The organism is Desulfoluna sp. HI9BLuna, from assembly GCF_056829775.1.
Genome location: NZ_CP186555.1, coordinates 2,744,105 through 2,768,794, shown reverse-complemented (window position 1 = coordinate 2,768,794; position 24,690 = coordinate 2,744,105). Strand labels below are relative to the sequence as shown.

General features: G+C 62.5%; 22 protein-coding genes. 7 read left to right on the top strand and 15 right to left on the bottom strand.

Going from position 1 to position 24,690, the window contains the following annotated elements; all coding sequences use genetic code 11:
• Nucleotides 1-24: 24 nt before the first annotated feature.
• The gene (locus ACOYW0_RS11280) at nt 25-534 is read right to left on the bottom strand and encodes a CD3072 family TudS-related putative desulfidase (RefSeq protein WP_482418535.1); all 510 of its coding nucleotides are present in this window, start codon (nt 532-534) and stop codon (nt 25-27) included.
• A 380-nt stretch (nt 535-914) separates the two neighbouring features.
• Between ACOYW0_RS11280 and ACOYW0_RS11275 the strand changes: the two genes are divergently transcribed.
• Nucleotides 915-1,112: a rhodanese-like domain-containing protein gene (locus ACOYW0_RS11275; protein WP_482418534.1), complete on the top strand. Its 198-nt coding sequence runs from the start codon at nt 915-917 to the stop codon at nt 1,110-1,112.
• 106 nt (nt 1,113-1,218) lie between these two features.
• Nucleotides 1,219-2,322, top strand: a complete 1,104-nt coding sequence (locus ACOYW0_RS11270; protein WP_482418533.1) for a PQQ-dependent sugar dehydrogenase — start codon at nt 1,219-1,221, stop codon at nt 2,320-2,322.
• A 410-nt stretch (nt 2,323-2,732) separates the two neighbouring features.
• Here ACOYW0_RS11270 and ACOYW0_RS11265 read toward each other — a convergent pair whose 3' ends face one another.
• The 7 genes from ACOYW0_RS11265 to ACOYW0_RS11235 all read right to left on the bottom strand — a co-directional run bounded on the left by ACOYW0_RS11265 (nt 2,733) and on the right by ACOYW0_RS11235 (nt 10,408).
• Nucleotides 2,733-4,139: an MATE family efflux transporter gene (locus ACOYW0_RS11265; RefSeq protein WP_482418532.1), complete on the bottom strand. Its 1,407-nt coding sequence runs from the start codon at nt 4,137-4,139 to the stop codon at nt 2,733-2,735.
• A gap of 392 nt (nt 4,140-4,531) precedes the next feature.
• Nucleotides 4,532-5,542: an alpha-hydroxy-acid oxidizing protein gene (locus ACOYW0_RS11260; protein ID WP_482418531.1), complete on the bottom strand. Its 1,011-nt coding sequence runs from the start codon at nt 5,540-5,542 to the stop codon at nt 4,532-4,534.
• Nucleotides 5,543-6,493: 951 nt separating this feature from the next.
• Nucleotides 6,494-7,165 (bottom strand): hydrogenase nickel incorporation protein HypB, encoded by a 672-nt coding sequence (hypB, locus tag ACOYW0_RS11255; protein ID WP_482418530.1) that lies wholly within the window; start codon nt 7,163-7,165, stop codon nt 6,494-6,496.
• Between the two features lie 34 nt (nt 7,166-7,199).
• Nucleotides 7,200-7,550: a hydrogenase maturation nickel metallochaperone HypA gene (hypA, locus tag ACOYW0_RS11250; protein WP_180138094.1), complete on the bottom strand. Its 351-nt coding sequence runs from the start codon at nt 7,548-7,550 to the stop codon at nt 7,200-7,202.
• A gap of 170 nt (nt 7,551-7,720) precedes the next feature.
• Nucleotides 7,721-8,539, bottom strand: a complete 819-nt coding sequence (locus ACOYW0_RS11245; protein ID WP_482418529.1) for a nitroreductase family protein — start codon at nt 8,537-8,539, stop codon at nt 7,721-7,723.
• A 253-nt stretch (nt 8,540-8,792) separates the two neighbouring features.
• Entirely contained in the window at nt 8,793-9,695 is a 903-nt protein-coding gene (gene nadA / locus ACOYW0_RS11240; protein WP_482418528.1) for a quinolinate synthase NadA, read from the bottom strand.
• A 62-nt stretch (nt 9,696-9,757) separates the two neighbouring features.
• Nucleotides 9,758-10,408 carry a LolA family protein gene (locus ACOYW0_RS11235; RefSeq protein ID WP_482418527.1) on the bottom strand — a complete coding sequence of 217 codons (651 nt, stop codon included), beginning with the start codon at nt 10,406-10,408 and terminating at the stop codon, nt 9,758-9,760.
• A 253-nt stretch (nt 10,409-10,661) separates the two neighbouring features.
• Between ACOYW0_RS11235 and ACOYW0_RS11230 the strand changes: the two genes are divergently transcribed.
• The 5 genes from ACOYW0_RS11230 (at nt 10,662) to ACOYW0_RS11210 (ending at nt 17,116) form a co-directional block, all read left to right on the top strand.
• Nucleotides 10,662-11,888, top strand: a complete 1,227-nt coding sequence (locus ACOYW0_RS11230; protein WP_482418526.1) for a molybdopterin molybdotransferase MoeA — start codon at nt 10,662-10,664, stop codon at nt 11,886-11,888.
• A gap of 65 nt (nt 11,889-11,953) precedes the next feature.
• Complete coding sequence (locus tag ACOYW0_RS11225) at nt 11,954-13,879, top strand: molybdopterin biosynthesis protein (protein WP_482418525.1); 1,926 nt, start codon at nt 11,954-11,956, stop codon at nt 13,877-13,879.
• A gap of 131 nt (nt 13,880-14,010) precedes the next feature.
• Nucleotides 14,011-14,829 carry an undecaprenyl-diphosphate phosphatase gene (locus ACOYW0_RS11220; protein ID WP_482418524.1) on the top strand — a complete coding sequence of 273 codons (819 nt, stop codon included), beginning with the start codon at nt 14,011-14,013 and terminating at the stop codon, nt 14,827-14,829.
• Between the two features lie 66 nt (nt 14,830-14,895).
• Nucleotides 14,896-16,248 carry a phosphomannomutase/phosphoglucomutase gene (locus tag ACOYW0_RS11215; RefSeq protein WP_482418523.1) on the top strand — a complete coding sequence of 451 codons (1,353 nt, stop codon included), beginning with the start codon at nt 14,896-14,898 and terminating at the stop codon, nt 16,246-16,248.
• A 667-nt stretch (nt 16,249-16,915) separates the two neighbouring features.
• Entirely contained in the window at nt 16,916-17,116 is a 201-nt protein-coding gene (locus ACOYW0_RS11210) for a cold-shock protein (RefSeq protein WP_092215676.1), read from the top strand.
• Between the two features lie 95 nt (nt 17,117-17,211).
• Here the strand turns inward: ACOYW0_RS11210 and mutL are convergent, their stop codons facing one another.
• The 7 genes from mutL to ACOYW0_RS11175 form a co-directional block, all read right to left on the bottom strand.
• The gene (mutL, locus tag ACOYW0_RS11205) at nt 17,212-19,086 is read right to left on the bottom strand and encodes a DNA mismatch repair endonuclease MutL (RefSeq protein WP_482418522.1); all 1,875 of its coding nucleotides are present in this window, start codon (nt 19,084-19,086) and stop codon (nt 17,212-17,214) included.
• An 85-nt stretch (nt 19,087-19,171) separates the two neighbouring features.
• Complete coding sequence (locus ACOYW0_RS11200) at nt 19,172-19,354, bottom strand: hypothetical protein (RefSeq protein ID WP_482418521.1); 183 nt, start codon at nt 19,352-19,354, stop codon at nt 19,172-19,174.
• Between the two features lie 70 nt (nt 19,355-19,424).
• Entirely contained in the window at nt 19,425-20,897 is a 1,473-nt protein-coding gene (gatA, locus tag ACOYW0_RS11195) for an Asp-tRNA(Asn)/Glu-tRNA(Gln) amidotransferase subunit GatA (protein WP_482418520.1), read from the bottom strand.
• 15 nt (nt 20,898-20,912) lie between these two features.
• Nucleotides 20,913-21,200: an Asp-tRNA(Asn)/Glu-tRNA(Gln) amidotransferase subunit GatC gene (gene gatC / locus ACOYW0_RS11190; protein WP_482418519.1), complete on the bottom strand. Its 288-nt coding sequence runs from the start codon at nt 21,198-21,200 to the stop codon at nt 20,913-20,915.
• An 82-nt stretch (nt 21,201-21,282) separates the two neighbouring features.
• Nucleotides 21,283-22,005, bottom strand: coding sequence for an SPOR domain-containing protein (locus ACOYW0_RS11185; protein ID WP_482418518.1), 723 nt, complete (start codon nt 22,003-22,005; stop codon nt 21,283-21,285).
• 62 nt (nt 22,006-22,067) lie between these two features.
• Nucleotides 22,068-23,726, bottom strand: a complete 1,659-nt coding sequence (argS, locus tag ACOYW0_RS11180) for an arginine--tRNA ligase (protein ID WP_482418517.1) — start codon at nt 23,724-23,726, stop codon at nt 22,068-22,070.
• Between the two features lie 404 nt (nt 23,727-24,130).
• On the bottom strand, nt 24,131-24,541 hold the full coding sequence (locus tag ACOYW0_RS11175; protein ID WP_482418516.1) for a hypothetical protein: 411 nt from the start codon (nt 24,539-24,541) through the stop codon (nt 24,131-24,133).
• Nucleotides 24,542-24,690: the final 149 nt, after the last annotated feature.

Genomic DNA, 24,690 nt, shown 5'->3' with positions numbered 1-24,690 from the left:
GAACGTTTTTTGCGGCGCTTTTTTTCAGCTTTCATCCACGGCGTCAAAGGGAGCGCAGAGGCCGTTTTCCTGCATCAGGGCGGAGAGTTCTTCAAAAAAGACCCCCATGCCCTTGACCATGGCGAGGTTAGCTATCTGCTCGGGCAGGGTGGTGCTCCCTGTGATCTCGCCCCCTGTGTAGCCGGTGCAGGTTTTCCGCACCCCGCAGTTGGGGCTTCCGTCTATGCCCACCACCCCTTCAATGGTGCAGCCGTCGTCGACAAGGAGTTTCAGCTGGTCCACCACTGGTGCCAGGAGGGTGCGGCAGTGGGCCCTGAAAGCCGGGACATCGTATTGCTCTTTGGTCATGCCCCAGCGCTTCATACCGAGGTAGGAGAGCTCGGGGCAGGGGAGCTGCACCAGCCCCACGCCCTTTTCAAGGCAGGGGGCGATGACCTCCTGGTAGATCCCTGCGGTTCGTGCCAGGGGATGGATTTTGGCGTTGGCGTTGAGGATGCAGTGGCACACCACCATCACGCGTTTTTTTCGGTGCATGGGAGTCTCCCGGGCTGTGACTGGTCATTGTTGGGGGTATTCGGTGGGGTGAAGGAAAGTCGAAACCGGGAGAAGATGTCAAATTGTTTGAATAGATGTTTTCGTATCGATTTATAGAAATGATCTATGTGGCTGCCGAAAGCTGCAGAGGGCAAGGGCTTTCAACATCTCTGGATCGTTGAGTTTTACAAGGGGTGTGGTAAAATAGAACCCAAACCCTTTCCATGAGTCCTCTCATTTATTGTCCCGCGATTTTTTTTGCGTCTCCTCCCGCCGTTCCGGCGTAGCGTCCCAAAGCCGTTTTGGGGTTTTTCGTCGGGTGCGCTGTCAGAGCACCCGTTTTCTTCAACCCCTTCTATGGATGACAAATAAGGTGGACCATGAGCGACATACCCCGCGTGACCCCTCAGGAGATGCAGGGCAAGCTGGCGCGCAAGGCGGCCTGGCTGGTCTGTGCCTATGAGGCGGAGGAGAGGTTCAGGCAGATGCACCTGGACGGGGCCATATCCCTGGAACGGTTCCAGAGGCGCCTGCCCATGATGCCCAGGGCCACTGAGGTGGTGTTTTATTGCAATTGACCCGATGAACACAGCGCCGCAGGTCTTGCGGCCACATTGATTGCCGGAGGGTTTCCCAATGCCAAAGCACTCAAGGGCGGGGTGGAGGGGTGGAAGGAGGCGGGGCTTGTGGTGCTTTCCCCGTAAACGGTTGGCTGGAATTATTCTCGTTGCCCTGCTCGGGCTTTCGTCACCCGGGGGCGCGGCACCTGCCATGGACCTGCCGGAAGGGTTTCACATCTCGGTGTTCACCGACCAGGTCCCCCATGCCAGGGCCCTGGCCCGGGGGCCTGCCGGGGTCTGGTTTGTGGGAACCCGGAGGGACCGGGTCTATCTGGTGAGTGACGACGACGGAGACGGACAGGCTGAGTCTGTGCGGGTGCTTCTCTCCGGCCTCAACCGCCCTAACGGGGTGGCCTTTCGGGACGGGGACCTTTTTGTGGGAGAAATTCACCGCATCCTGCGCTACCCTAAGATCATGGATCGCCTTGATGCACCGCCGAAGCCTGAGGTGGTGGCCCGCTACCCGGACAGGCGGTGGCACGGCCTCAAAGTGATTCGTTTTGGTCCGGACGGGTTGCTTTACGTGCCCGTGGGTGCTCCCTGCAACGTGTGCGACACCTCCGGCACCCTGTTCGGAACCATCACCACCTTAGATGTTGCCACGGGAAAAGTGGGGGTGTTTGCCCGCGGGGTGCGCAACTCCGTGGGGCTGGACTGGCATCCCGGCACCGGGCAGCTCTGGTTCACCGACAACGGCCGGGACCACCTGGGCGACGACCTGCCGCCGGACGAATTGAACCATGCCCCGCAGCCCGGCCTTCACTTCGGCTTTCCCTACCGCCATGGCGCCGACCTTTCGGACCCGGGCTTTAAAACCGTGCCCGACGGGCTCTCCCTCACCCCGCCTGCCCAGCCCCTGGGACCCCATGTGGCCTCCCTTGGGATGCGCTTTTACACCGGCACACGGTTTCCCCCCGAATACCGCAACCAAATCTTTATCTGCGAGCACGGCTCCTGGAACCGCTCGGAAAAGATCGGGTACCGCATCTCCCTTGTCCGCCTTTCCGGCAACACCCCCGTCTCCTACGAGCCCTTTGCCACAGGCTGGCACCGTGGCGATGAGGTCTTCGGCCGCCCCGTGGACCTTGAGGTGATGGAGGACGGCAGCCTCCTTGTCTCCGATGATCACGCCGGAACCCTCTACCGCATCGACTGGAAGGAAATGTAAAAAGCAGGCCTTCTATGGTTAAAAGTAGCCAGGAAAAGCATGCCTCCGGCGGCCAGGGGATTTTTAGCCTAAGTGGCTTCGCCACCCCTGGACCCCAGGTTGCGAAAGCCCTCCCCCTTCGTTCCTCAGGGGAAGAGCTTCCGCGAAGATTTTCGTCAAATTGAGCAAAATCTGTTTGTGAAACCCAAGGCATCTAAATTGGCAAAAGTTTGGCCCCCGGCAGGGCCGCCGGAGGCATCTTTGACCGCACTGCCTTCGGCGGCAAGGTGGGGGCACCTTGAAACCCTGTGGCGACTGCATGGCGGCAGCCGTCATCCAACCGCTATCGGGGCATTCGCGCGGGGTGTGACACCTCTCATGTACCGCAGCCTGTCAGAGAATGCGACATGTCGACCTTGGGTTCCAAGGGCTCAGTCCTTGGTGGCTGGTGTCGTGTCCGCTTCCACCAATCGCATGGAACGCCAGGGGCCGTTGATGTAGCGGGCCACGGTGGCCAGGCAGAGGCCGGCGATGTAGACGGTGGGGCAGCACCAGGCAAAGGTGAGGCCAAGGCCCAGGGCGAGGACGCCGGTGCCTGCGGGAAGGATCATGAGGGTGAAGGCGCAGATGAGGGTGGCCCACATGATGTAGCGGGTATCCCCGGCCCCGGACAGGGCGCCGGAGGCCACAAAGCCCACGGTGTCGAAGAAGAGGTAGACCACCACGAATCGGAGGCAGACGACCCCTGCCTCCCGCACCGGGGCAAAGGCCTCGGGGCTTCCCCCGGCCGGGGCAAAGAGGTTGATGAGGGGCTCGGGGGCAAAGAGAAAGAGGGCGCACAAGGGCAGCACATAGACCAGGGCCAGGTGCAGGGAGGCAAAGGTAACGGACTCGGCCTTCTTGAGCTCCCCGCCCCCAAGGTGGTTGCCCACCAGCACGCTGGTGCCGCTTGAAAAGGCGTAGAGGGGCATGAAGGCCAGGGAGTTGATGGACAAGGCGATGTTGGTGGCGGCAAGGGCTGTCTCCCCCAGGCGGCCCACCAGGAAGACAAAGAAGGTAAAGGCAAAGATATCCAGAAAGAGGTGAAGCCCGCCCGGAAGCCCGTAGTGGAGGACTTTTTTCATGAGGGACGGCACGGGCACCCAGCGGGTGAACCCCAGCCCCTGGCCCCCTTCCCGGGCCAGGACAAGCCCCGCAAAGAGAAAGAAGATGAGGGCCGAGGCGCTCACCGTGGCAAGGCCCGCCCCGAAGATGCCAAGCTCTGGAAAGGGACCGATGCCGTTGATCAGGGCATAGTCCAGGGGAATGTTCATCACCATGCCGATGATGTTCACCACCATGACGGGCCGGGTGCGCCCCATGCCGGAGAAGTAGCCGGAGAGGGCCGAGCTTGCCAGGCTGAAAAAAGCCCCCAGGCAGAGGGTGCGGAAGTAGATGCGCTCATAGGCGGCGATGGTCTCCCCGTGGCCCGCCAGGTCGAAGAGGGGCCGGGCGCAAAAGGAGTAGCCGAGCATCACAACGGCTGCCAGGAGGCTGAGCCAGAGTCCCTGCCAGAGGCAGCTTCCGATGCGCCCCTCCATTCCGGCCCCCCGGTACTGGGAGATAAAGACGCTCACGTAGCCCACGGTGCCCAGAAAAAGGGAGAGGGGGAGAAAGTAGGCGATGCCTGCCGGGGTGGCGGCTGCCACCTCGGCCACGGAGTGGTTTCCCACAAAGATCCGGTCGGTGAACTCCATCACCGTGGTGGAGGCCATGCCCGCCACCAGGGGCAGGCTGACGTCAAGGACGCGGCGGTAGTCGTCTCGATGGGCGGAAGGCCCGGTAAATTTCAATGCCATAACGTTTTGTCACGCTCTTAAAAAAACAGCCTCCGGCGGCAAGGTGTGCCACCTTGAAAGCAGGTTGCAGGTGCGCTTTGCCCCTCCCTTGTGGCGCCGTAGCCCATTGACGTTAATCGAATGGTGACTCATAGCCATGGGCGTAGGCGGATTCTTCGGGGTAAAGCACATCTGCCTTTCAAATAAACGTCGACCTTGATCATCCGTTTGGGCCATCGCGTATTTACATCACCCCCGGAATACCCTTGCACCCTGGAGTGCCGCGCTCCGTGTCGGTCGATCTTTCTCGGTTTTTTTGAAGATCGCAACCCAAACGATAAAAGACCTGTTTGTCAAACGCTTTAAACGTTTGGCCCCCGGCAGGGCCGCCAGGGGCGTTTTTTTTGCGCTTTTTACCGGAGAATCCCCGACTCCACCCGGTTCACGTTGTCGGTGCCGGTGAGGATCATGGCCTGGAGGAGCTGGGTCCGGAGGGTGTCGATGTAGGTTTCCACCCCTTGCTGGAGCCCGCCCACGGCGGCGATGGAGAAGGGGCGGCCGATCATCACCCCGTGGGCGCCCAGGGCCAGCATCTTCAGGATGTCGCTTCCGCTTCGGATGCCGCCGTCCACCAAAACGGTCATTTCGGAGCCCACGGCCTCGGCGATTTCCGGGAGGACCTCGGCGGTGCCCGGGGTGGAGTCCAGCACCCGGCCGCCGTGGTTGGAGACCACGATGGCTTCGGCCCCGGCCTCTTTGGCGCAGAGGGCGTCATGGACGGTCATCACCCCTTTGAGGATGAACTTCATGGAGGTGGCCTTCATCACCTGTTCGAGGTCGGCCACGGTCATGGGGGTCACCGGGCGGCCCATCTTGGCCAGGGTGACCAGGCCGGCCGCGTCGATGTCCACGCCGAACACGGTGGCGCCGGTTGCTTCGGCTTTCTCCAGCTTGTCGAAGAACTCTTTTTCTTCCCAGGGCTTGATAAAGGGGATGCCGTGGCCCCCGGCCTTTTCGATGGCGGCGTTGCCCGAGGCGTGGATAATCTCCGGCACCCCGTCACCGGTGCAGCCGATGAGCCCCTTGGCCTTGCACCCTTCCACGATGGCGTCGATGTAGGCCCCTTCGGTGACGTCGCCTCCGCCCATGTTAAAGGAGACCCCGCCGATGGGCGCGGCCAGAAGGGGCATGGACAGGGAGAGTCCCAAGAATTCGGTATGGGTAATGGGGGCCTTGACGCCGTGGACGAGTTTCATGTTGAACCGTACCGAGTCCAGGGCTTCGAGGTTGGCGTGGAAGGCCGAGCCCGTGCCCAGCCCGCCCATGCCCGGTACTTCTCCGGCACAGGCCTTACCGTTGCACACCGGACAGACCCTGCAGTATCCCTTCATCTTTTCTCGTGCTGATTTTCTGATGGTTTCCATGGTCGACTCCCTTGTTTCGCGTTGAGGTGTTCCTGGCGTATCGGAAAAGAGGGGGGCTCACCACCGCAGCAGCGGCCGTAATTCTCCATTGGCCCACCTTTTATGGGGGAAGGCCCATTGGTCCGACAATGCCCTCCGACGGGTTCCGGGGCCACCGGAAGCCGTGACAGGGTGTCTCTTTCCTACACCGTTTCGTTTGGAATGACAATGGGATGGCTGAGGTGTCCGGGAGGGGGCGCGCGCCTTCGCCCCCTCCCAGGTCTCAGTGTGCTGCTGCTCCGGATCTTAAATCGACGGGTCGGGGCGTATACCAGGTGGGGGCCCCTTGAAAACAGAGGGAGGCTGCGTAACGGTCACCGGGGACGGCGGGGAAGGGGCAGCGCTCAGTGCGGTTGTCACAGGAGGGACTGGATCCGTGGTTGATGATGGAGAGCGGGGCCATGGCGTCGACGGGCCCGCACCCAGGCCCGGGGCCACCCAGGGTAAGGCGCAACGCAGCCGAGGTGGAGCGGGTAGGTGGGGGGGCGGCAGTGGGCCGGCACAGGGTCGGGATCATGGGCTCTCCGGGATGTCCGTTCGTCTATCGATTGTGGGTCTGTGGGGGGGCGATGGAACGGTTGCGTCCATTCGGATCAATAGTATCAACTGTGAACATTGTTATATCATGCGAAAAAAAAATGCAAGCCCGATTCACCCTTCCGCCAGGGTCAACGCATTTAGAGTTTTGCTTCCGGCGGCCCTGCCGGGGGTAAAACGTTTGAAAAGTTAGACAAACAGGTTTTGTTTTTTGAGGTTTCGTCCCTACAGGGCATAGCCCCTCTTCTTTTTAATTACCGGAGAGTTTTTGCGGAGCTTTTTTCAAAAAGCGACCCGCCGGAGGCAACTTGATCTTTAAATACGTTGGCCCTTCCTCTCCCGCGATAACTGAGGGAGGGGAAGGGGCTTGCCGGGTCAGTTGTTGTGGGTTTTGACCTGCTCTTTGAGCCAGTCCGCCCAGGCGTCCAGGCCTTCGCCGGTGCGGCAGGAGATGTCAAACAGGGTGCAGTTCGGGTTGACCTTGCGTACCCCTTCTTCAAAGCGCGTGCGGTCGAAGTCGAAGAGCTCGCAGGTGTCGATTTTGTTGATGAGGACCACATCGCACACCGAGAACATCAGGGGGTACTTCAGGGGCTTGTCGTCCCCTTCGGGCACCGACAGGACCATGACGTTGACGGCAGAGCCCGTGTCGAATTCGGCCGGGCAGACGAGGTTGCCCACGTTTTCCAGGATGATGAGGTCGAAGTTTTCCGAGCCGATGGCCGAGAGGCCGTCTGTAACCATGGTGGCGTCCAGGTGGCAGAAGCCGCCGGTGCGCATCTGAACGGCGGTGACGCCGGTTTCGGCCACCTTTTCCGCATCCACCATGGAGTCGATGTCCGCCTCCAGCACGCCGATGGAGAGTGTTTCGCCCAGGCGGCGGACGGTCTGGATCACCGTGCTGGTCTTTCCCGCCCCGGGGGAGGCCATGAGGTTCACCAGAAAGGTTTTTTCCTGCTTCAGGCGGGCCCTGAGCTCTTTGGCCACCTTGTCGTTGTCGTCCAGAACGTTTTCTTTGACTTCGATGAGCCTGACGTTGTCGCCCATGGTTTTTTCCTTTGTGTCTTTTTTTCTGGCGTCCTTACTGGGCCACCATGTTTTTGACATAATACTCTTTGCCCGAGAGGATTTCGCCTCCCTTGTTGCCGCAGTGGGGGCAGACGCCGAAGGTGTCGTGGGCGGGCTCCGTGGAAAACTCCCGGGCGCATCCGCTGCAGCGCATCACCACGTCCCCCCACTCGATCTCCAGTTTGGCCCCTTCGGCCAGGGTGCCCTTGGTGAGAAAGTCGAAGTAGTGCTGCATCCATTTTTCTTCCAGGTCGCTGAGTTTTCCCACCTTGAGTTCGATGGCCGCCACCTTGGTGACCCGGTTCAGGGCTGCGTGTTTCATCACCACCCTCAGGATGCTGTTCATCACCGGCAGTTCATGCATGGTCTTTTCCTTCACTGTTCGGCCCAAAAAAAACTCCGACGGCCCTGCCGGGGGGCAGACGGTTTGTCGCCTTTGCCAAAGCCCTCACCTTGAGGCACGAGGGGGAGGGCTTTGGCTGTCCGAGGCGCTTTTATCCGGCTAACCTGAGCGTGGAAGCCGGTGTTGCCGGGTTACACCCAGGCCACCTCCGGGGTGTTGCGGGGGGGCATGCGGTGGTAGGCAAATTTCGGGTGGCCCACCATCATGGCGCCGTAGTTGCCGGTGGTCTCACCTAAGTTCAGGGCCTTCTGCAGCGGGGGCCAGAAGATGGCCGCGGCGTTGAAGAACCCGTTCCAGCAGCCCCCCAGCCCCAGGGAGGGGAGCATGAGCTCTAAGTAGCTCATGGCGATGGTGCAGGCTGCCTGGCCCGTGGGGTTGCGCTTGTCGGCGTTGACGAGGATGAGGTGGGGGGCGTTTCGGTTGATGGTGTCCATGCCGAAGTCCCAGCCGGCCACCACAAGGTCCAGGTGGAGTTTTTTGGCGGTGTCGGGCTGCTCTTTGATCATCCACTTCATCCAGTCGATGACGTGGCCGCAGAGCTCTTTGACCTTGTCGGTGTCGTAGATCACCTGCCAGCGTACGGGCTGGAAGTTGTGGCCGGACGGGGCGTGGCTCGCCACGCGGATGGCGTCTTCGATGAGGGCCTTGTCCACCGGGGTCTTTTTGTAGTTTCGGATGGAGCGGCGGCTCCTCAGGAACTGCTCGGCCTGGGCCGGGGAGGCGCTTAAGTCCTTTTCCACGGCAAGGCAGCCCTCAGGGGACAAGGTGGCAAGGGAGAGGGCCCCTTTGGGGCAGACCGCCACGCAGTGGCCGCAGTTGATGCACATCTTCTCCGCCCCGTTGGCCGGGGTGGGGGTGCCCTCCTTCATCTGGATGATCATCATGGGGCACTCTGCCGCGCAGATGCCGTCTCCGTTACACAACGCCTGGTCCACCGTAAACAATGCCATTGGTCTTCTCTCTCCTTTGTGTTCGTGGGGCCCTATCCCCACCCAAATTATTTTGTATGCTGTGTAAGAGAAATCATATCCCCTTGCGATGATCAACCTTTTTCATTTTCTTGTCAAAAGGGGATGATGGCTGTTGGGGGCGGGCTTGGGCGGGTATTTACGGGACGGGATAATGCTTTGTAGGCGAATGACTTTGGTCGGGGCACTATCAGGCCCGTGGCCGGAAGGGGAGGCCCTTCCGGCCCATGGGGGACTACTTCATGGCGACCATCTTCTCCACGGCGGAGAGCGCCGGGACGCGGATCTCCTCCGGGACCTTCACCTCCCCTGAGAAGGTCTCAAGGCAGGTGACGATGTCGTTTAAGCGGATGCGTTTCATGTCGGCGCAGGTCATCTCCAGGGAGGCTGGGATAAAGGTCTTTTCCGGATTCTGCTGGGACAGGGGGTAGAGGATGCCCACCTCGGTGCCCACGATAAAGGTGGTGGCAGGGGACTGTCCGGCATAGGTGAGCATGCCCGAGGTGGAGGTCACCACGTCGGCCACTTCGAGAACCTCCGGGGGGCACTCGGGGTGGGCCATGAAGACGGCGTCGGGGTGCTTGGCCTTGACGGCCAGGGCGGTCTTGGCCGTTAAGGTGTTGTGGAAGGGGCAGTACCCTTCCCAGAGGTGGACGGTCTTGTCGGTCTGGGAGGCGGCGTACTGGGCCAGGTTGCGGTCCGGGGTCATGAGGACCTCTTTCTCCTTTAAGCTTGCCACCACCTTGACCACGTTGGCGCTGGTGCAGCAGACGTCGGAGATGGCCTTCACCGCCGCCGAGGAGTTGACGTAGGTGACCACGGGCACACCGGGGAGTTCGGCCTTGCGGGCAGCCAGGGCTTCGGGGGTGACCATGTCGGCCATGGGGCATCCCGCCTCTTTCACGGGCAGGAGCACGGTTTTCTCCGGGGAGAGGATGGAGGCGGTCTCTGCCATGAAGTGAACACCGCAGAAGACGATGACCTCGGCGTCGGTGGCGGCCGCCTTGATGCTGAGTTCCAGGGAGTCGCCGCAGAGATCCGCCACATCCTGGACCTCCGGCAGCACGTAGTTGTGGGCCAGGAGGATGGCGTTTTTTTCTTTGAGCAGGGCTCGGATGGTTTGTTTGGTTGCTTCCATTGCTTGGGGTACTCCTTGCTGTGGGTCCTTGGGCGGCCGGGGCCGTGACACATGAGGCTGAATTACTCCAGGGGCGAAACCACGGCCCCTTCGGGGATCTCAAAGGTGAACCGGGACAGTTCCGGCAGGGTTCGCACAAGGTGGCTGAAGGTGAGGGTGGTCTCTTCTCCGGTTTTTGTGGTGGAGACCACCCGGGTGATATCGTAGGTACCGGCATGGATGAAGAGCACCACACGGCCCAGGGGGTCGCTCTCCTGCTTGGGGGTCAGTTCCAGGCGGAAGCTCTCCTTTTCCCGGGTGGGGGGGGCAGGGGTGAAGCGCTCGGTGACGGTTTCCACATCGGCCAGGAAACGGGCACCGCCGTTCTGGCCGAAGAAGGCCTCGGCCGAACCGGTCCACACCTGGGCATCGTCGAGGCTGTGGACCCAGAGGGTCTTGCCGTCGGTGACGTAGTGGAGGCGGTCCGGGGTTTCGTACTCCCAGCGCACGCGGTTGGGCTTGCGGAACCAGACCTGTCCTTCGGCGGTCTCCACGATGCCGATGGCCTTCAAGGGCGATTCCTGGAAAAACCGGGCGGAAAAGCCCTCGGCGCCCAGGCGGCTGGCCACGCGTTGAATAAGGGTTGCGGCATCAGGGGCCGGGGCCGTTTTTGTCTCCGAAAAAGCGGAGACGGGGATGAGCAGGAGACACAAAAGGAAAAGAGTCCGTTTCACAAACACCCTCCATAATAGGGTTGGGGTAAGGGGGATTTATCGGTGCCAAGGCCATCCCTTACCCAATTTTTCCAACCATAGCAAGGCCTTTTGCTCTGTTACAAATCTCTGATTTGAACTCCGGTAAGGGGTATGGTATCACGTAGGGAAACGATGTCCGCGTCACTCATGCCCTGCCGCAGGAGAGACCGCCCGGGCATGCCGGGCACGCACCCCCATCGCCCACCCCACACAACCATGGAATCACCGCTTCATGACAGGATTTTTCAACGTTTCAGATTTGGATGATGTGATCGCCCGCGTCGGGAGTTTTCCCGTGACAGGCGCCGAAGAGGTCCCCCTTGAGGCGGCCCTGGGCCGCACCCTTGCCGGGGAGATCGCATCGGATGTGGACATCCCCGGCTTTGACCGGGCCACCATGGACGGATACGCCGTCAAGGGGGCCGATACCTTCGGCGCGTCCGACGGCTCTCCGGCATGGCTTCGCCTGGCCGGAACCGTGGCCATGGGCGAAGAGCCCGATTTCGTCCTGGGCCAGGGGGAGGCGGCAGCCATCTCCACGGGGGGCATGCTCCCCGACGGGGCCGATGCCGTGGTGATGGTGGAACACACCGACCGCGTGGACGAGGCCACCATCGAGGTCTACCGGAGCGTGGCCCCCGGCCATCACGTGATTACCCGGGGGGAAGACTTTGAAAAGGGCCGCGGGATTCTGGCCCCCGGCACCCTGGTGGGACCGGCGGAAGCCGGGCTGCTGGCCGCTGCGGGCTGCACCACGGTGGCCGTGCGGAAAAAGCCCCGGGTGGGCATCGTCTCCACCGGGGACGAGGTGATCCCCGTGGAAGACGTCCCTGTTCGGGGGCAGATCCGGGACATCAACACCCACACCCTTTCGGCCATGGTCACCGAGGCCGGGGGCGAGCCCCTCTCCTTCGGCATCGCCGGCGACGGCGAAGGGGAGCTGGAGCCCCTCCTTGAAAAGGCCCTGGCCTCCTGCGACATGGTCCTCATCTCCGGGGGCAGCTCCGTGGGCATGCGGGACCGCACCCTGTCTGCCATGGAAAAGGCGACGGAGAGCCGGGTGCTGGTGCACGGCATTGCCATCAGCCCGGGAAAGCCCACGATCCTGGCCCGTATCGGCGATAAGCCGGTGTGGGGCCTGCCCGGCCACGTGGCTTCGGCCATGGTGGTCTTTGAGGTGGTGGTGCGCCCCTTTTTGCTGGCCGCGGCCGGTGCGTCTTTCAAGGCACGGCCTGTGGTGCCGGCTCGCCTGACCCGCAACATCGCCTCGGCCCAGGGACGCACCGATTTCGTCCGCACCCGCCTTGTCGCCGAGGGCGACGGCTACCGTGCCGAACCCCTGCCCGGCAAATCCGGCTTGATCCACACCATGGTCCATGCCCACGGGCTCATCCGCATCAACCGCGACACCGAGGGGCTCTACCGGGACGCCATCGTCCCGGTTCGCCTGCTGCCATAGGCCCGGGGCGGTACGCATGCCGACCTGTTATTTGACGATCACTTAGGAACAAAGGGCATATCCCCATGGACAGAAACGTCTACCTTGACATGATCTCCCTTGATGAGGCGCAGCAACGGATTGCGCACCACTTTGGCTCTCGGCGCATGCCGACGGTCACGATCCCCTCGGCCCGGGCCGCAGGCCGCGTTCTGGCCGAGCCGGTGTTTGCAAGGGCCTCTTCCCCGGGGTACCACGCCGCGGCCATGGACGGCATTGCCGTGCTGGCCGAGGCCACCTACGGCGCCTCGGAAGGCCGCCCCCGCACCCTGGTGGTGGGGGAGAGCGCCTTTCCCGTCAACACCGGGCATCGCCTTCCCGAAGGGTGCGATGCCGTGATCATGATCGAGGCCGTCAACCCTGTCTCCGATACCGAGATGGAGATCGAGGCCCCGGCCTACCCCTTTCAATACGTCCGAAAGATGGGAGAGGACATCGTTGCCACCGAGCTTCTTTTCCCCACGGGCCACCTGGTCACCCCGTACTGCGTGGGGGCCTTGATCACCGCAGGCATCTTTACGGTGGCCGTGCACGAACGGCCCCGGGTGCTCATCATCCCCACGGGCTCAGAGCTTGTGGCCCTTGACCGGGAAGGCATGGCCACCCCGGAGCCGGGGCGCATCTTTGAGTCCAACTCCCACATGCTGGCCGCCATGGTGGAGAAAGACGGGGGCGAGGCCCTGGCCCACCCCATCATCGAAGACGACCCCGACGCCATCTCCGCCTGCGTGGCCAAGGCGGCCGAGGACGGGGTTGATGCCATCGTGATCATCGGGGGCTCGTCGGCGGGCTCTGCCGATTACGCCCGCACCGTGGTGACCGGCCTGGGGCGCCTTCTCTTTCACGGGGTCACCATCATGCCGGGCAAGCCCGTGCTGGCAGGGGAGGTGAAAGGGGTGCCGGTGTTCGGCATGCCGGGGTATCCGGTGTCGGCCATTGTTGCCTTTGAACAGTGCCTCTCGCCCCTGCTGGCCTCCCTGGCAGGGCGCTCCTTTGAGGCCAAGCCCACCCTGTCGGCCTCACCCTCCCGCAAGGTGGCATCCAAGCTGGGGGTGGAGGAGTTTCTCCGGGTGAAGCTCGGCCGGGTGGGGGAGAGGGTCATCGCCACCCCCATCGCCGGGGGCGCAGGGACCCTGACCAGCATCACCGAGGCCGACGGCATCATTCGGATTCCGGCCCATGTGGAGGGGCTTGCCGCAGGCACCGATGTGGCCTGCGAGCTGCTGCGGCCCGCCTCGGCCGTGGGGCGCACCCTGGTGGTGGTGGGGAGCCACGACAACACCCTGGACCTTCTGGCCGACGAGATCCGGCGGGACGCAGGGGACGTGCGCATCTCCTCCAGCCATGTGGGGAGCATGGGGGGGCTCATGGCTCTGAAGCGCCGCACCTGCCACCTGGCGGGTATTCACCTTCTGGACCCCTCCGACGGCAGCTACAACCGCTCCTATGTGGAGACCTACCTGCCGGATCGCCGTCTCACCCTGGTGAACCTGGTCACCCGCGAGCAGGGTCTCATGGTGGCCAAGGGAAACCCCAAGGGGATCCGCGGCATGGAGGACCTCACCGCTGACGGTGTCCGGTTTGTCAACCGGCAGGGGGGCTCCGGCACCCGTATCCTCCTGGATTATCGCCTTAAAACATTGGGAATTGATGATAAATTGATTGACGGCTATACTCGGGATGAGTATACACACATGTCTGTGGCCGTGGCCGTTCTCTCCGGAACCGCCGATGCCGGCCTCGGCATTTATGCCGCCGCCCGGGCCCTGGATCTTGACTTTATTCCCGTGGTGACGGAACAGTACGACCTGCTCATCGACAACGACTACCTTGACACCCCCATGGTGACGGCCCTTCTGGCCACCATCCGTTCCCAACGATTCAAAACGCGCGTCCTGGCCCTGGGGGGCTACAGCACGGACACCACCGGCGAGGTGGTGGCGACATTTTAGGGCCGACGGCCCATGGAAGGGGAGTCTCCCGGGGTCTGTTTCCCATCGGTGTGGGGGAGACGAAGGGGACTCCATACGTGTTAATCGCACCCCCTGTCTGATCATAAGGGCAGGGGGCCAGATCAAAAGGCATGGCTTTGGGACTTTTTCATTCGCTTTTTTTAGGGTTTATTCAAGGGCTCACCGAGTTTCTTCCGGTGAGCAGCTCCGGTCACCTCGTTCTGTTTCAGCGCTTTTTCGGCCTTGAGGAGCCGGAACTCTTCTTCGATATCTGCCTGCACTTAGGCACCCTGGGGGCGGTGTGCTTCTTTTTTCGCCGGGATATCGCGGCCCTCGGCCAGGCGATACTGGCTGCCGTGGCCTGCCGGGGAAAGCTGGGGGACCTCTCCCCTGAAGAGCGCTCCGAGCTTGCCATGGTAGGCCTGATCCTGGCCGGGAGCGTTCCCACGGCGGTGCTGGGGGTGATCATCAAGGAGCACTCCCACGTCATCTTCTCCTCCCTGCTGGTTGTGGGGGGGATGCTCTGCATCACCGCCCTGCTTCTGTCGGCCACGGCCCTGATTCCCATGGAGGGGGACCGGAAGATCACCCTGCCCAAAGCCCTTCTCATCGGCCTGATCCAGGGCATGGCCGTGCTGCCGGGCCTTTCGCGCTCCGGCTCCACCATTGCCCTGGCCCTTTTCATGGGAGGAAGCCGGGAGCGGGCCGCCCGCTTCTCCTTTCTCCTGTCCATTCCGGCCATCGTCGGAGCCAGCCTGCTGGCGATCCTGGACATTTCGTCTACGGTTCTGCCACCCTGGTGGGTGATCCTTTCCGGCACGGCCATGGCCGCTGTTACGGGCTACCTGGCCCTTCGCTTTCTTGTCTACATCGTGGGGAGGGGAAAGCTTCATGTGTTTGCCCCCTACTGTCTTGTTGTGGGGGTTGCCGCCCTGGTGGTGGGATGGTGACCCGGCAGGCCCCTTTCACCTGATTTTTTTCATGACCAACGCACAACCATTGCTTGAGGAGTGACCATGAACCCGACTATTTTCAGAGAATACGATATCCGTGGTGTGGCTGGTGAGGATTTTAACGAAGACGACGCCCGGTGCATCGGCAAGGCCGTGGGGACCTACCTCAAGGGGAAGGGCAAGACCCGGGTCGCCGTGGGCAAGGACTGCCGGACCACCTCCGATCTGTATACCGAGGAGGTGATCCAAGGGCTGCTCTCAACGGGCTGCGACGTGACGGAGCTGGGGTACTGCGCCACACCCGTGCTCTACTTTTCCATCCATCACCTGGGCCTGGAAGGGGGCGTGATGGTCACGGCCAGCCACAACCCGCCCGAGTACAACGGCTTCAAGCTCTGCTGTGGCACCGACTCCATCCACGGCAAGGAGATCCTGGCCCTTCGGGACCTCATCGATGCCGAAGACTTTGCCCATGGGGAGGGCACGCGTCAGGCCATCGACATCCTGACCCCTTACCTTAAAGAGCTCTCCGAGCGGGTCTCCCTCTCCCGTCCCCTGAAGGTGGGGGTGGACGCGGGCAACGGATCTGCCGGCCCCATCGCCCTGCCCCTTTTGGACCGGTTTGACCTGGAGGTGCACCCCCTTTACTGCGAGATGGACGGCACTTTTCCCAACCATGAGGCCGACCCCACGGTGCTCGCCAACCTCTCCGATCTTGTGGAGTTGGTCCGGGAGAAGAAGCTCGACCTGGGCATCGGCTACGACGGGGATGGCGACCGCATCGGCGTGGTGGACGAAACCGGGGCCATCATCTACGGGGACCAGCTCATGGTGCTGTTTGCCCGGGAGATCCTGGGCAGAAAGCCCGGTGCCACCTTTATCTCCGAGGTGAAGTGCTCCCAGGTGATGTACGACGATATCCGCGCCAGGGGCGGCAACGCCATCATGTGGAAGACCGGCCATTCCCTCATCAAGCAGAAGATGAAGGAGACCAAGGCCGAGCTGGCCGGTGAGATGAGCGGCCACATCTTTTTTGCCGACCGCTACTTCGGCTACGACGACGCCCTCTACGCCACCCTGCGCCTCCTGGAGATCGTGGCCGACCAGGGCAAGCCCCTCTCCTCCCTTCTTTCCGATCTGCCCAAGACCTACACCACCCCGGAGATTCGTCGCGAGTGCCCCGATGAGGTGAAGTTCTCCATTGCCGGGAAACTGAAAGACCGGTTTGTGGCCTCCCACACCGTCATCGATGTGGACGGGGCCCGGGTGCTCTACGACGACGGCTGGGGGCTGGTGCGTGCCTCCAACACCCAGCCCGCCCTGGTGCTGCGTTTTGAAGCCCTGAGCGAAGAGCGGTTGGGGGTTATCCGTTCCGAGATCGAAGGGGCCCTGGAGGAGATCATCGCCGCCGGATAAGCCCGTTTTTCAATGCCCCTGGCCGTTTATGGCCGGGGGCTGGGTTCCGGGGGATCCAAGGGATGGCCTCATTGGAAATTCTCCGTTTTCCTCTTTTTTCGCGAAATAGAATGGTCATTTCGCAAACCATGAAAAACAACAACATATGGCAAAAATTGGCAAATCCATATCAATATGATGTGTTTCCATATCGCCCATTGCTATACCGTATTGACTTTTTGAGATTTTTTGCTTGATTAAGATCGGTAACCCATGTTAAAGACACATAAAAGTAGCGTAAAGAGGAATACCCGAGATTCGCACACGACCACAAGACAATTTCTATAGATTCTGATTTCCCGAAAGTAACGAGGGTGCCCCCCCAAAGCAAGGCCCCTTTGTCGTATCCGCAGCATGCGATTTCGGAGCAAACGTTCACGACACCCGGCCATCAGTCTTCATGCTGAACATCGCGGGTAGCTGTCGCCCAGCGCCTCTTTTCAAGATAGTGTCCATCAACCACTTCCAACCACCGACACCGCATACACATTCCCCTTGCCGATATCATGGTGGATCGCTTTGTTTACGGGTCCCCTGGTATATTTCGGCAGGCGGGATAGATAAAAAAGCGCTTTTGGAGTTCTGGCCGAAAGCGTCGTGAGTCAACCATAACAAGGAGGAAGGTGTTTTGGCAGAAGGAACAGTAAAATGGTTCAGCGACAAGAAGGGGTACGGGTTCATTGAACGGGAAGATGGATCCGACGTGTTTGTTCACCATAGCTCCATCGACATGCCGGGGTTCCGTACCCTGTCGGAGGGGGAGAGGGTCTCCTTTGAGCTTGAAGAGAGCGATCGAGGGTGTGCTGCAAAAAGCGTCATGCGGCTGTAGCACATGACAAAATAAGGACAATCGACTCCAAGAGGGGCCTGTACCGCGATGAGAGAGTGGCGGTGCAGGCCCCTTTTTTTGTTTTGGCGGTGGGGCTATCGCTTGAAAGCGCGTTCCAGGCTCCCGGTGCTCCAGCGGATCCAGGTGGGGCGGCCGTGGGGGCAGAAGGACGGGTCCCGGCAGGCGTCCAGCTCGGTGAGGAGGCGGTGGACCTCCTTGGTGGAGAGGGCCTGGCCCGCCCGGATGGCCCCGTGGCAGGCCATGAGGATGAGGCACTCGTCCAGGCAGCGCTCCAGGGTGTCCCGCTGGCCCATGCGCACCATGTTTTCGGCGATTTCGCTGATGAGCCGGGCCATGCCGTCGGCAGCCAGCATGGCGGGAACGGATTTCACCACAAAGGTGGTGCCCCCGAAGGGCTCCACCTCCAGGCCGAACCGGGCCAGCTCCTCGAGGATGCCGGTGAGGGCATCGGCCTCCCGAAAGCCCAGCTCCACGGTTTCGGGCACCAGCAGGCGCTGGGAGAGAACGCTCCCCTGGCCCTTGAGCTGCTCGAACACCACCCGTTCGTGGGCGGCGTGCTGGTCGATGAGGATGAGGCCGTCCCCGGCATCGCAGAGGATGTAGGTGTCGGCGTACTGCCCGATGATCCGAAGGTGTGCGAACTGCCCGGCGTGGTCCCCTGTGGGGGGGAGGGGGGCGGGTTCCGAGGGCTCCGTCACCTCTTCCGGGACATGGGGGAGGGGCTCTGTGGGGGCTGTGGGTTCTGCCGGAACGTAGAGGGGCTCGGCGTCCGCCTCCTCCCAGGCCTGGGGAGGCAGGGGGGAGCACAGCTCCGGGGCGTCGGGCTCTTCCACAAACAGGGCACTGGGCTCGGCCACCCGGACGTCGAGGTCATCCCGCCTTGGCATGGGCATGGAGGGGGGGGCGCTCGGGGCAAAGCCTGCGGCGGGCCGTCCGCTGCCGAACTGCCGGGAGGCGGCTTCGGCCCGGGCCAGGGCCTCCTTGACCCCGTCTTCCACGGCCAGGCCCACGGAGGAGGCATCCCTAAAGCGTACCTCGTTTTTGGCCGGGTGCACGTTGACGTCCACCCAGTCGCAGGGCAGGGTGATGGAGAGCATGCCCATGGGAAAGCGGCCCTTCATGAGGCGGGGCCTGTAGCCCGAGAGCAGGGAGTTGAGGACCACCCGGTCTTTGACAGGCCGTCCGTTGACATAGAGAAAGATCTTCTGGGTGGTGCTGCGGGTCACCTCCGGGGAGGAGACAAACCCGCTGACGGTGAGCTCCCCCCGGGTGAGGGAGACCTCGGCCAGGTGACCCCGGACGTCGCGGCCCAGCACCTCTTCCACCCGCTGGCGCAGCTCCTCGGTGGCCGGCCAGCTCTTGACCGCCTTGCCGTTGTGGGTGAGGCGAAAGCGCACCTGGGGCCAGGCCAGGGCAATGGCCGACACCGTGTCGGCGATGTGGCCCATCTCCGTACCCTCCCCTTTGAGGAATTTTCGTCGGGCCGGGGTGTTGAAGAAGAGGTGGGCCACGGAGATGAGGGTGCCCTTGGGGGCCCCGGTTTCCGAGACCTTGGTCACCTTGCCCCCTTCCATCTCCACGGTGCAGCCCACGTCCAGGTCCTGGGCCCGGGTGGTGAGGGAGAACTTGGAGACCGAGGCGATGCTGGGCAGGGCCTCTCCGCGGAAGCCCAGGGTGGAGATGTTGAAGAGGTCCTCGTCCGTGTAAATCTTGCTGGTGGCGTAGCGCTCGATGGCGAGCATGGCGTCGTCGGCGGCCATGCCGCAGCCGTCGTCTGCCACGCGGATGAGGCGCCTGCCTCCCTTTTCCACATCGATGGAAATGGAGCGGCTCTTGGCGTCCAGGGCGTTTTCCACCAGCTCCTTGACCACGGAGGCGGGCCGTTCCACCACCTCGCCTGCGGCGATTTTGTTGGAGAGGATATCCGGGAGGATGCGAACCTTGCTCATAGGGGGGCTCCAGAAGACGCCGGGGGGGCCCGGCATCATAAAAAGGGCGGGCCCCATGGGAAAGGGCCGCCCCTTGGTGTTTCGGTTACGTCCGGGGGGCGTCGGCCAGGAGCCGGGCCAGGGTGTCCGACTCGGCAGGTGAGAGGTTGAACCGCATGCCGGCCTCGTCCACCAGGGCGAGGCGGCCTTTGTCCGGATGGTCCTTCTTCTCTTCCACGGCCCAGGAGAGGGCCTTTTTCATTCGGTCGCTAAGCGGGACAACAGACATGGACGCCTCCCGGAAGGGGTGCTGGGGGCCGCAAGGGGAACACGCCCCCTCATGGCCCCGGTGTGTGGGGTTAAAGGGCCGGACGCCTGCCCACAAGGCCTGCGGCCCGCTCAAAGTGCCAGGCTGCCTTGAGGAGGGTGGCTTCGTCAAAGTGCCGCCCCAGGAGTTGCAGGCCCACGGGAAGGCCGTCGCCGGTGAATCCGCAGGGCACGCTCATGCCGGGGATGCCGGCAAGGTTGGCCGAGAGGGTGAAGATGTCCGAGAGGTACATCTTCAAGGGGTCGTCGGCGCCTTCGCCGATGACCCCTGCGGCCGTGGGCGCTGCCGGCGAGATGATGAAATCGCAGGCGGAAAAGGCCTTTTTGAAGTCTTCCAGGATGAGGGTGCGCACCTGGGAGGCTTTTTTGTAGTAAGCGTCGTAGTAGCCCGAGGAGAGGGCGTAGGTGCCGATGATGATGCGGCGCTTTACCTCGTCCCCGAAGCCTTCAGACCGGGTGGTCTTGTAGATGGAGAGGAGGCCCTCGTCGTTGCGCTCGCTCATGCCGTAGCGGATCCCGTCGTAACGGGCGAGGTTGGAGCTCGCCTCGGACGGGGCGATGACGTAGTAGGCGGCCACGGCGTACTCGGTGTGGGGCAGGGAGACGGGCACGCAGCGCGCTCCCAGGGATTCCAGGGTGGCCTTGGCTTCAGTGACCGCCTTCATGACGTCTGCGTCCACCCCGTCGGCTTCCCAGTACTCGGCGGGGATGCCCACGGTCATACCGGCCAGGCCCTTGTCTTCCCCCTCTTTCATGAGCTGGCGGAAGGCGGGGACCTCTTTGGGCACCGAGGTGGAGTCCTTGGGGTCATGGCCGCTGATGGCCTCCATCATCAGGGCGCAGTCCTCCACGGTCTTGGTCATGGGACCGATCTGGTCCAACGAGGAGGCAAAGGCCACCAGCCCGTAGCGGGAGACCCGTCCGTAGGTGGGTTTCATGCCCACGATGCCGCAGTGGGAGGCGGGCTGCCGGATGGATCCCCCGGTGTCGCTGCCCAGGGAAGCCAGGCAGAGGTCGGCGGCCACGGCCGCGGCAGAGCCCCCGCTGGAGCCGCCGGGAAAGCGGGTGAGATCCCAGGGGTTGCGGGTGGCCTGAAGGGCGGAGTGCTCGGTGGTGGATCCCATGGCAAACTCGTCCATGTTGAGCTTGCCGGGAAAGACCGCTCCGGCCTCTTTGAGGCGGGTCACCACCGTGGCGTCGTAGGTGGGCACAAAGTTTTCCAGCATCTTGGAGGCGCAGGTGGTCTTCACCCCTTCGGTGCAGAGCAGGTCTTTCAGGCCCACGGGCAGGCCGGTTAAGGGATGGTCGTCCCCGTTGGCCAGGCGGGCGTCGGCTTCGTCGGCCTGTTTTAAGGCGCCCTCTTTGTCCACGGTGATGTAAGCGCCCACCTTTGCGTCCACGGCCTCAATGCGGGAGAGCACGGCCTCGGTGAGTTCCCGGGAGCTTGCCTTTTTATCTCGAAGAAGCCCGTGGGCTTCGGTCAGGGTCATCTCTTGCAGTGACATTGCCTCTCCTTTCATCTAACCCACCACCTTGGGAACCACAAACATCGCATCTTCCTTGTCCGGTGCGTTGGCAAGGGTCACCTCCGCGCCGGGGTGGGTGTGCACCACATCCTCCCTGAAGGCGTTGGTCAGGTCGATGGCGTGGGTGGTGGGCTCCACGCCGTCGGTGTCGGCTTTCTCCAGGGTGTCCACATAGGAGAGAATGTCCCCGATCTCTGCGGCCAGCTTCTCCACGTCTTTGTCGTCCACGTTGAGTCGGGCCAGGTTGGCCACGTAGAGGACCTCATCTTTCGTGATCTTCATACTAAGGATTCCTTTGTCCGGTCCGGCTGCAGGGAGCTCCCTTTACCGGACCTGTCATATCGGTGTTGCCGCGCGGCCCTTTCTACAGCTTGACGACATAGGCCTTGCGTTTGAGTCGGGCGAGGCGCGTGAGCTCTTCTTTGGCCTGGTCGCGCTGGGTAAAATGCCCCACGCGCACCCGGTACCAGGTCTGGCCCTTGCTGTTTTTTGCCGCCATGACGTAAGCGGAGAGCCCTTTCTCGCGAAGGGTTTGGGCCTCGGCCTCGGCGGCCGTCTCCTTAATGTGGGCCGCCACCTGAATGGTGTACCCGGAGGTGGGCGGAGCCATGGAGGGCGACGTTTTTTTCGGGGCCGGTGCTACCACCGCAGGGGGCGGAGCGGGGGCCTTGGCTGCCGTTGCCTTTGGCTTCGGTGGGGTGGGGCTCGCAAGGGGAACCGCCGCCTGTCCCGGGGCCAGCACGGTTTTGTCGGCCTTGGTCATCCGGCTGGATTTGGTGATGGCCTCTTCGCTCTGCTTGACCTCGGTGTAAAAGGAGAGGGGCACGTCCGGGGGGACGGCCTCCGGGGGCAACGTCTCCTTGTCGGGCTGGGGGATGGCCTGCTTGTCCGGGATCACGGCCAGCTCCCGCTGCACCGCCGTGGGGATGAGCTCCACCTCGATGCTGCCTCGGCCCACCAGCACCCCCAGGAAGAAGAGCCAGCCGAAGAGGAGAAAAAGGGCCGTGCTCCAGCCCAGGGTCTCCCGGCTGCTCAGGGTGATGAAGGGGGGGCGGGCTTTGGGTTTTGCCTTTGCCGCGTTTGCCATGGTTCCCTCAAGGGTTATTGGTCCGAAAAGGCCCCGGCAGATGCCGGGGCCTTTAAGTCACGTTACATCTTCTCCGGTGCCGACACACCCAGAAGGGCCAGGCCGGTCTTGATCACCTGGCGCACCGAGGCCACCAGCCTCAGGCGGGCGGCAGAAAGCACGGCGTCGTCGGTGAGGACCTTGTGCTTGTTGTAGTAGCTGTGGAAGGCCGAGGCCAGGTCCATGAGGTAGTAGGAGATGCGGTGGGGCTCCATGAGCTTGGCCGCGGTCTCCACCACCTCGGGGAAGCGGAGCATCGCCTTCATGAGGGCGATCTCCTCGGGCTGGGTGAGGCTCTCCATGGGGGCGGCCGACACGGTGAGGTCCCGTTCTACCCTGGCCTTTTCCAGGATGCTGGAGATGCGGGCGTGGACGTACTGCACGTAGAAGACCGGGTTGTCGTTGGTCTTCTTCTTGGCCAGCTCCAGGTCAAAATCCAGGGGGCTGTCGTAGTGGCGGGAGAGGAAGATGAAGCGGGCGGCGTCGGCCCCCACCTCGTCCACCACGTCCTTTAAGGTGACGAATTCACCGGAGCGGGTGCTCATGGCCACGGGCTCGCCCCCGCGCAGAAGGTTCACCAGCTGGACGAGGATGACGTCAAAATCGTCCTTGTTGTGCCCGGTGGCGGTGATGGAGGCGTTGATGCGGGGGATGTAACCGTGGTGATCGGCCCCCCAGACATCGATGAGGCGCTGGTAGCCGCGGTCGAACTTGTTCATGTGGTAGGCGATGTCCGAGGCAAAGTAGGTGGTCTGCCCGTTGCTTCGCACCACGACGCGGTCTTTTTCGTCCCCGTACTCCGAGGTCTTGAACCAGAGGGCCCCGTCGTTTTCGTAGAGGGTGCCCTTGGTCTTGAGGGTCTCGATGGTCTCGGGAACCAGGCCGTTGTCGTAGAGGCTCTGCTCGCTGAACCAGCAGTCAAAGGGGACGCCAAAGGCTTCGAGGTCGGTCTTGATGCCTTCCAGGATCAGGGAGGCGGCGTGGCGGGCACAGAGGAGCACGGCCTCGTCTTCGGGCAGCGCCAGAAGGGCGTCGCCCTTGTCGGCCTTGACCCCTTGGGCCATGTCGATGATGTAGGCCCCCTGGTAGCAGTCCTCGGGAAAATCCACGGGGTTTCCGCAGAGCTCTTTGTAGCGCAGGAACAGGGAGAGGCCCAGGGTGCGGATCTGGCGACCGGAGTCGTTGATGTAGTACTCTTTGTCCACATCAAAGCCAGCAAAAGAGAGGATGCGGGCCGTGCTGTCGCCCACGGCTGCGCCGCGGCCGTGGCCCACATGAAGGGGGCCCGTGGGGTTGGCGCTGACAAACTCCACCATCACCTTCTTGCCCGCCCCCAGGGTGGAGGCACCGTAGGTGTCGCCCTTGTCTTCCACGCGGGTGACGGCATCAAGCCAGGCGCCCTTGTTCAGGAAGAGGTTGATAAAGCCGGGGCCGGCAATCTCCACCTTGTCCACGATGCTGCCGGCAAGGGCCATCTCGGCCACCAGGGCCTCGGCGATTTTCCGGGGGGCCATCTTCTGGGCCTTGGCCATGACCATGGCGATGTTGGTGGCAAAGTCACCCTGGCTCTCCACCTTGGGCTCTTCCACGGTGAAGGGGGGGAAGGCATCGGAGGACAAGGCCCCCTTTTCAAAAGCCGCACGGGCGGCCTGTTCGATCAACGTCTTTATTGTCTGCTTCATCGGATCTGCTTTACGTTAGGGTTCATGACGGCCTGGCACAGCCATAAGGTCCGGGGAAACCCCAACACAACCGAGGCGTGCTTGCCAAAACACCGTGTGGCCGCACCTTGTCTGGAAATTGAGGTCGCCATGGGGTGGGTCGTCCTGCGCGGGCGGGCTGCCCTGGGCAGCCTTTTTCATGTCGATACGGGTGCCGGCTTGGCACGCCAAGGGGTCACCCGGCTTTCAGGGGGCCTTGCGCTTGGGTGCGGCCGGGCGTAAACGCCATGCCAAAAGCCCCATTTTAAAAGAACATTATGTAATAAATAGTTTTCCCCCGCAAGTCAAGGCGCGGGGCCCTTTGGGGCGTGCCCATAAAAAAAGGGCCGCGGAAGTCCCGGCCCTTTTTTCTCTTTAAAATCGGATCACGGCTCCACTTCGGGGGTGCTGGTCTCGTCGGTGTCGTCTAAGAGCTTGTCGATCTCCACCAGCTCTTTTTCGTCGGTGACCAGGGCCTCCTGGGGCTCTTCCTGGGCGCTTTCCAGGGCGTCGTTGTCGCAAAAGGCGATCTTGACGGTGGTTTTCTCGTCTGCCCCGAACATGGAGAGGATCCCCTCGGCCAGGGTGTTGGCGGAGAAGGCGGGGGGGAAGAAGTCGTGGTTGCGGAACATGGCGATGAGGGCGTCGGCACCCCCGGGCAGGGCAGCCTCCACGACCTCCAGGGGAAAGCTCTCCTGGTGGAGAACGCTGAATTTGCCCACATCGGTCTCGGCCATCTCCTTTAGGGTCAGGGTGCCTGCTTCAAGGTCCTTGTCAACGACGTACTTTTGATCCATGGTTTATCTCCGAATGGTTGTTCCGCCCGGCGTGCCGTCGGGACAGAAGGTACAGACTCTTTATCATATAAGGTGGGGCCTTTGCTTTGGGTATGGGCAGGCCCCAGAAAAAACGCCGGGCTTACCATCTGCGGGGGCTTCCCCCGACA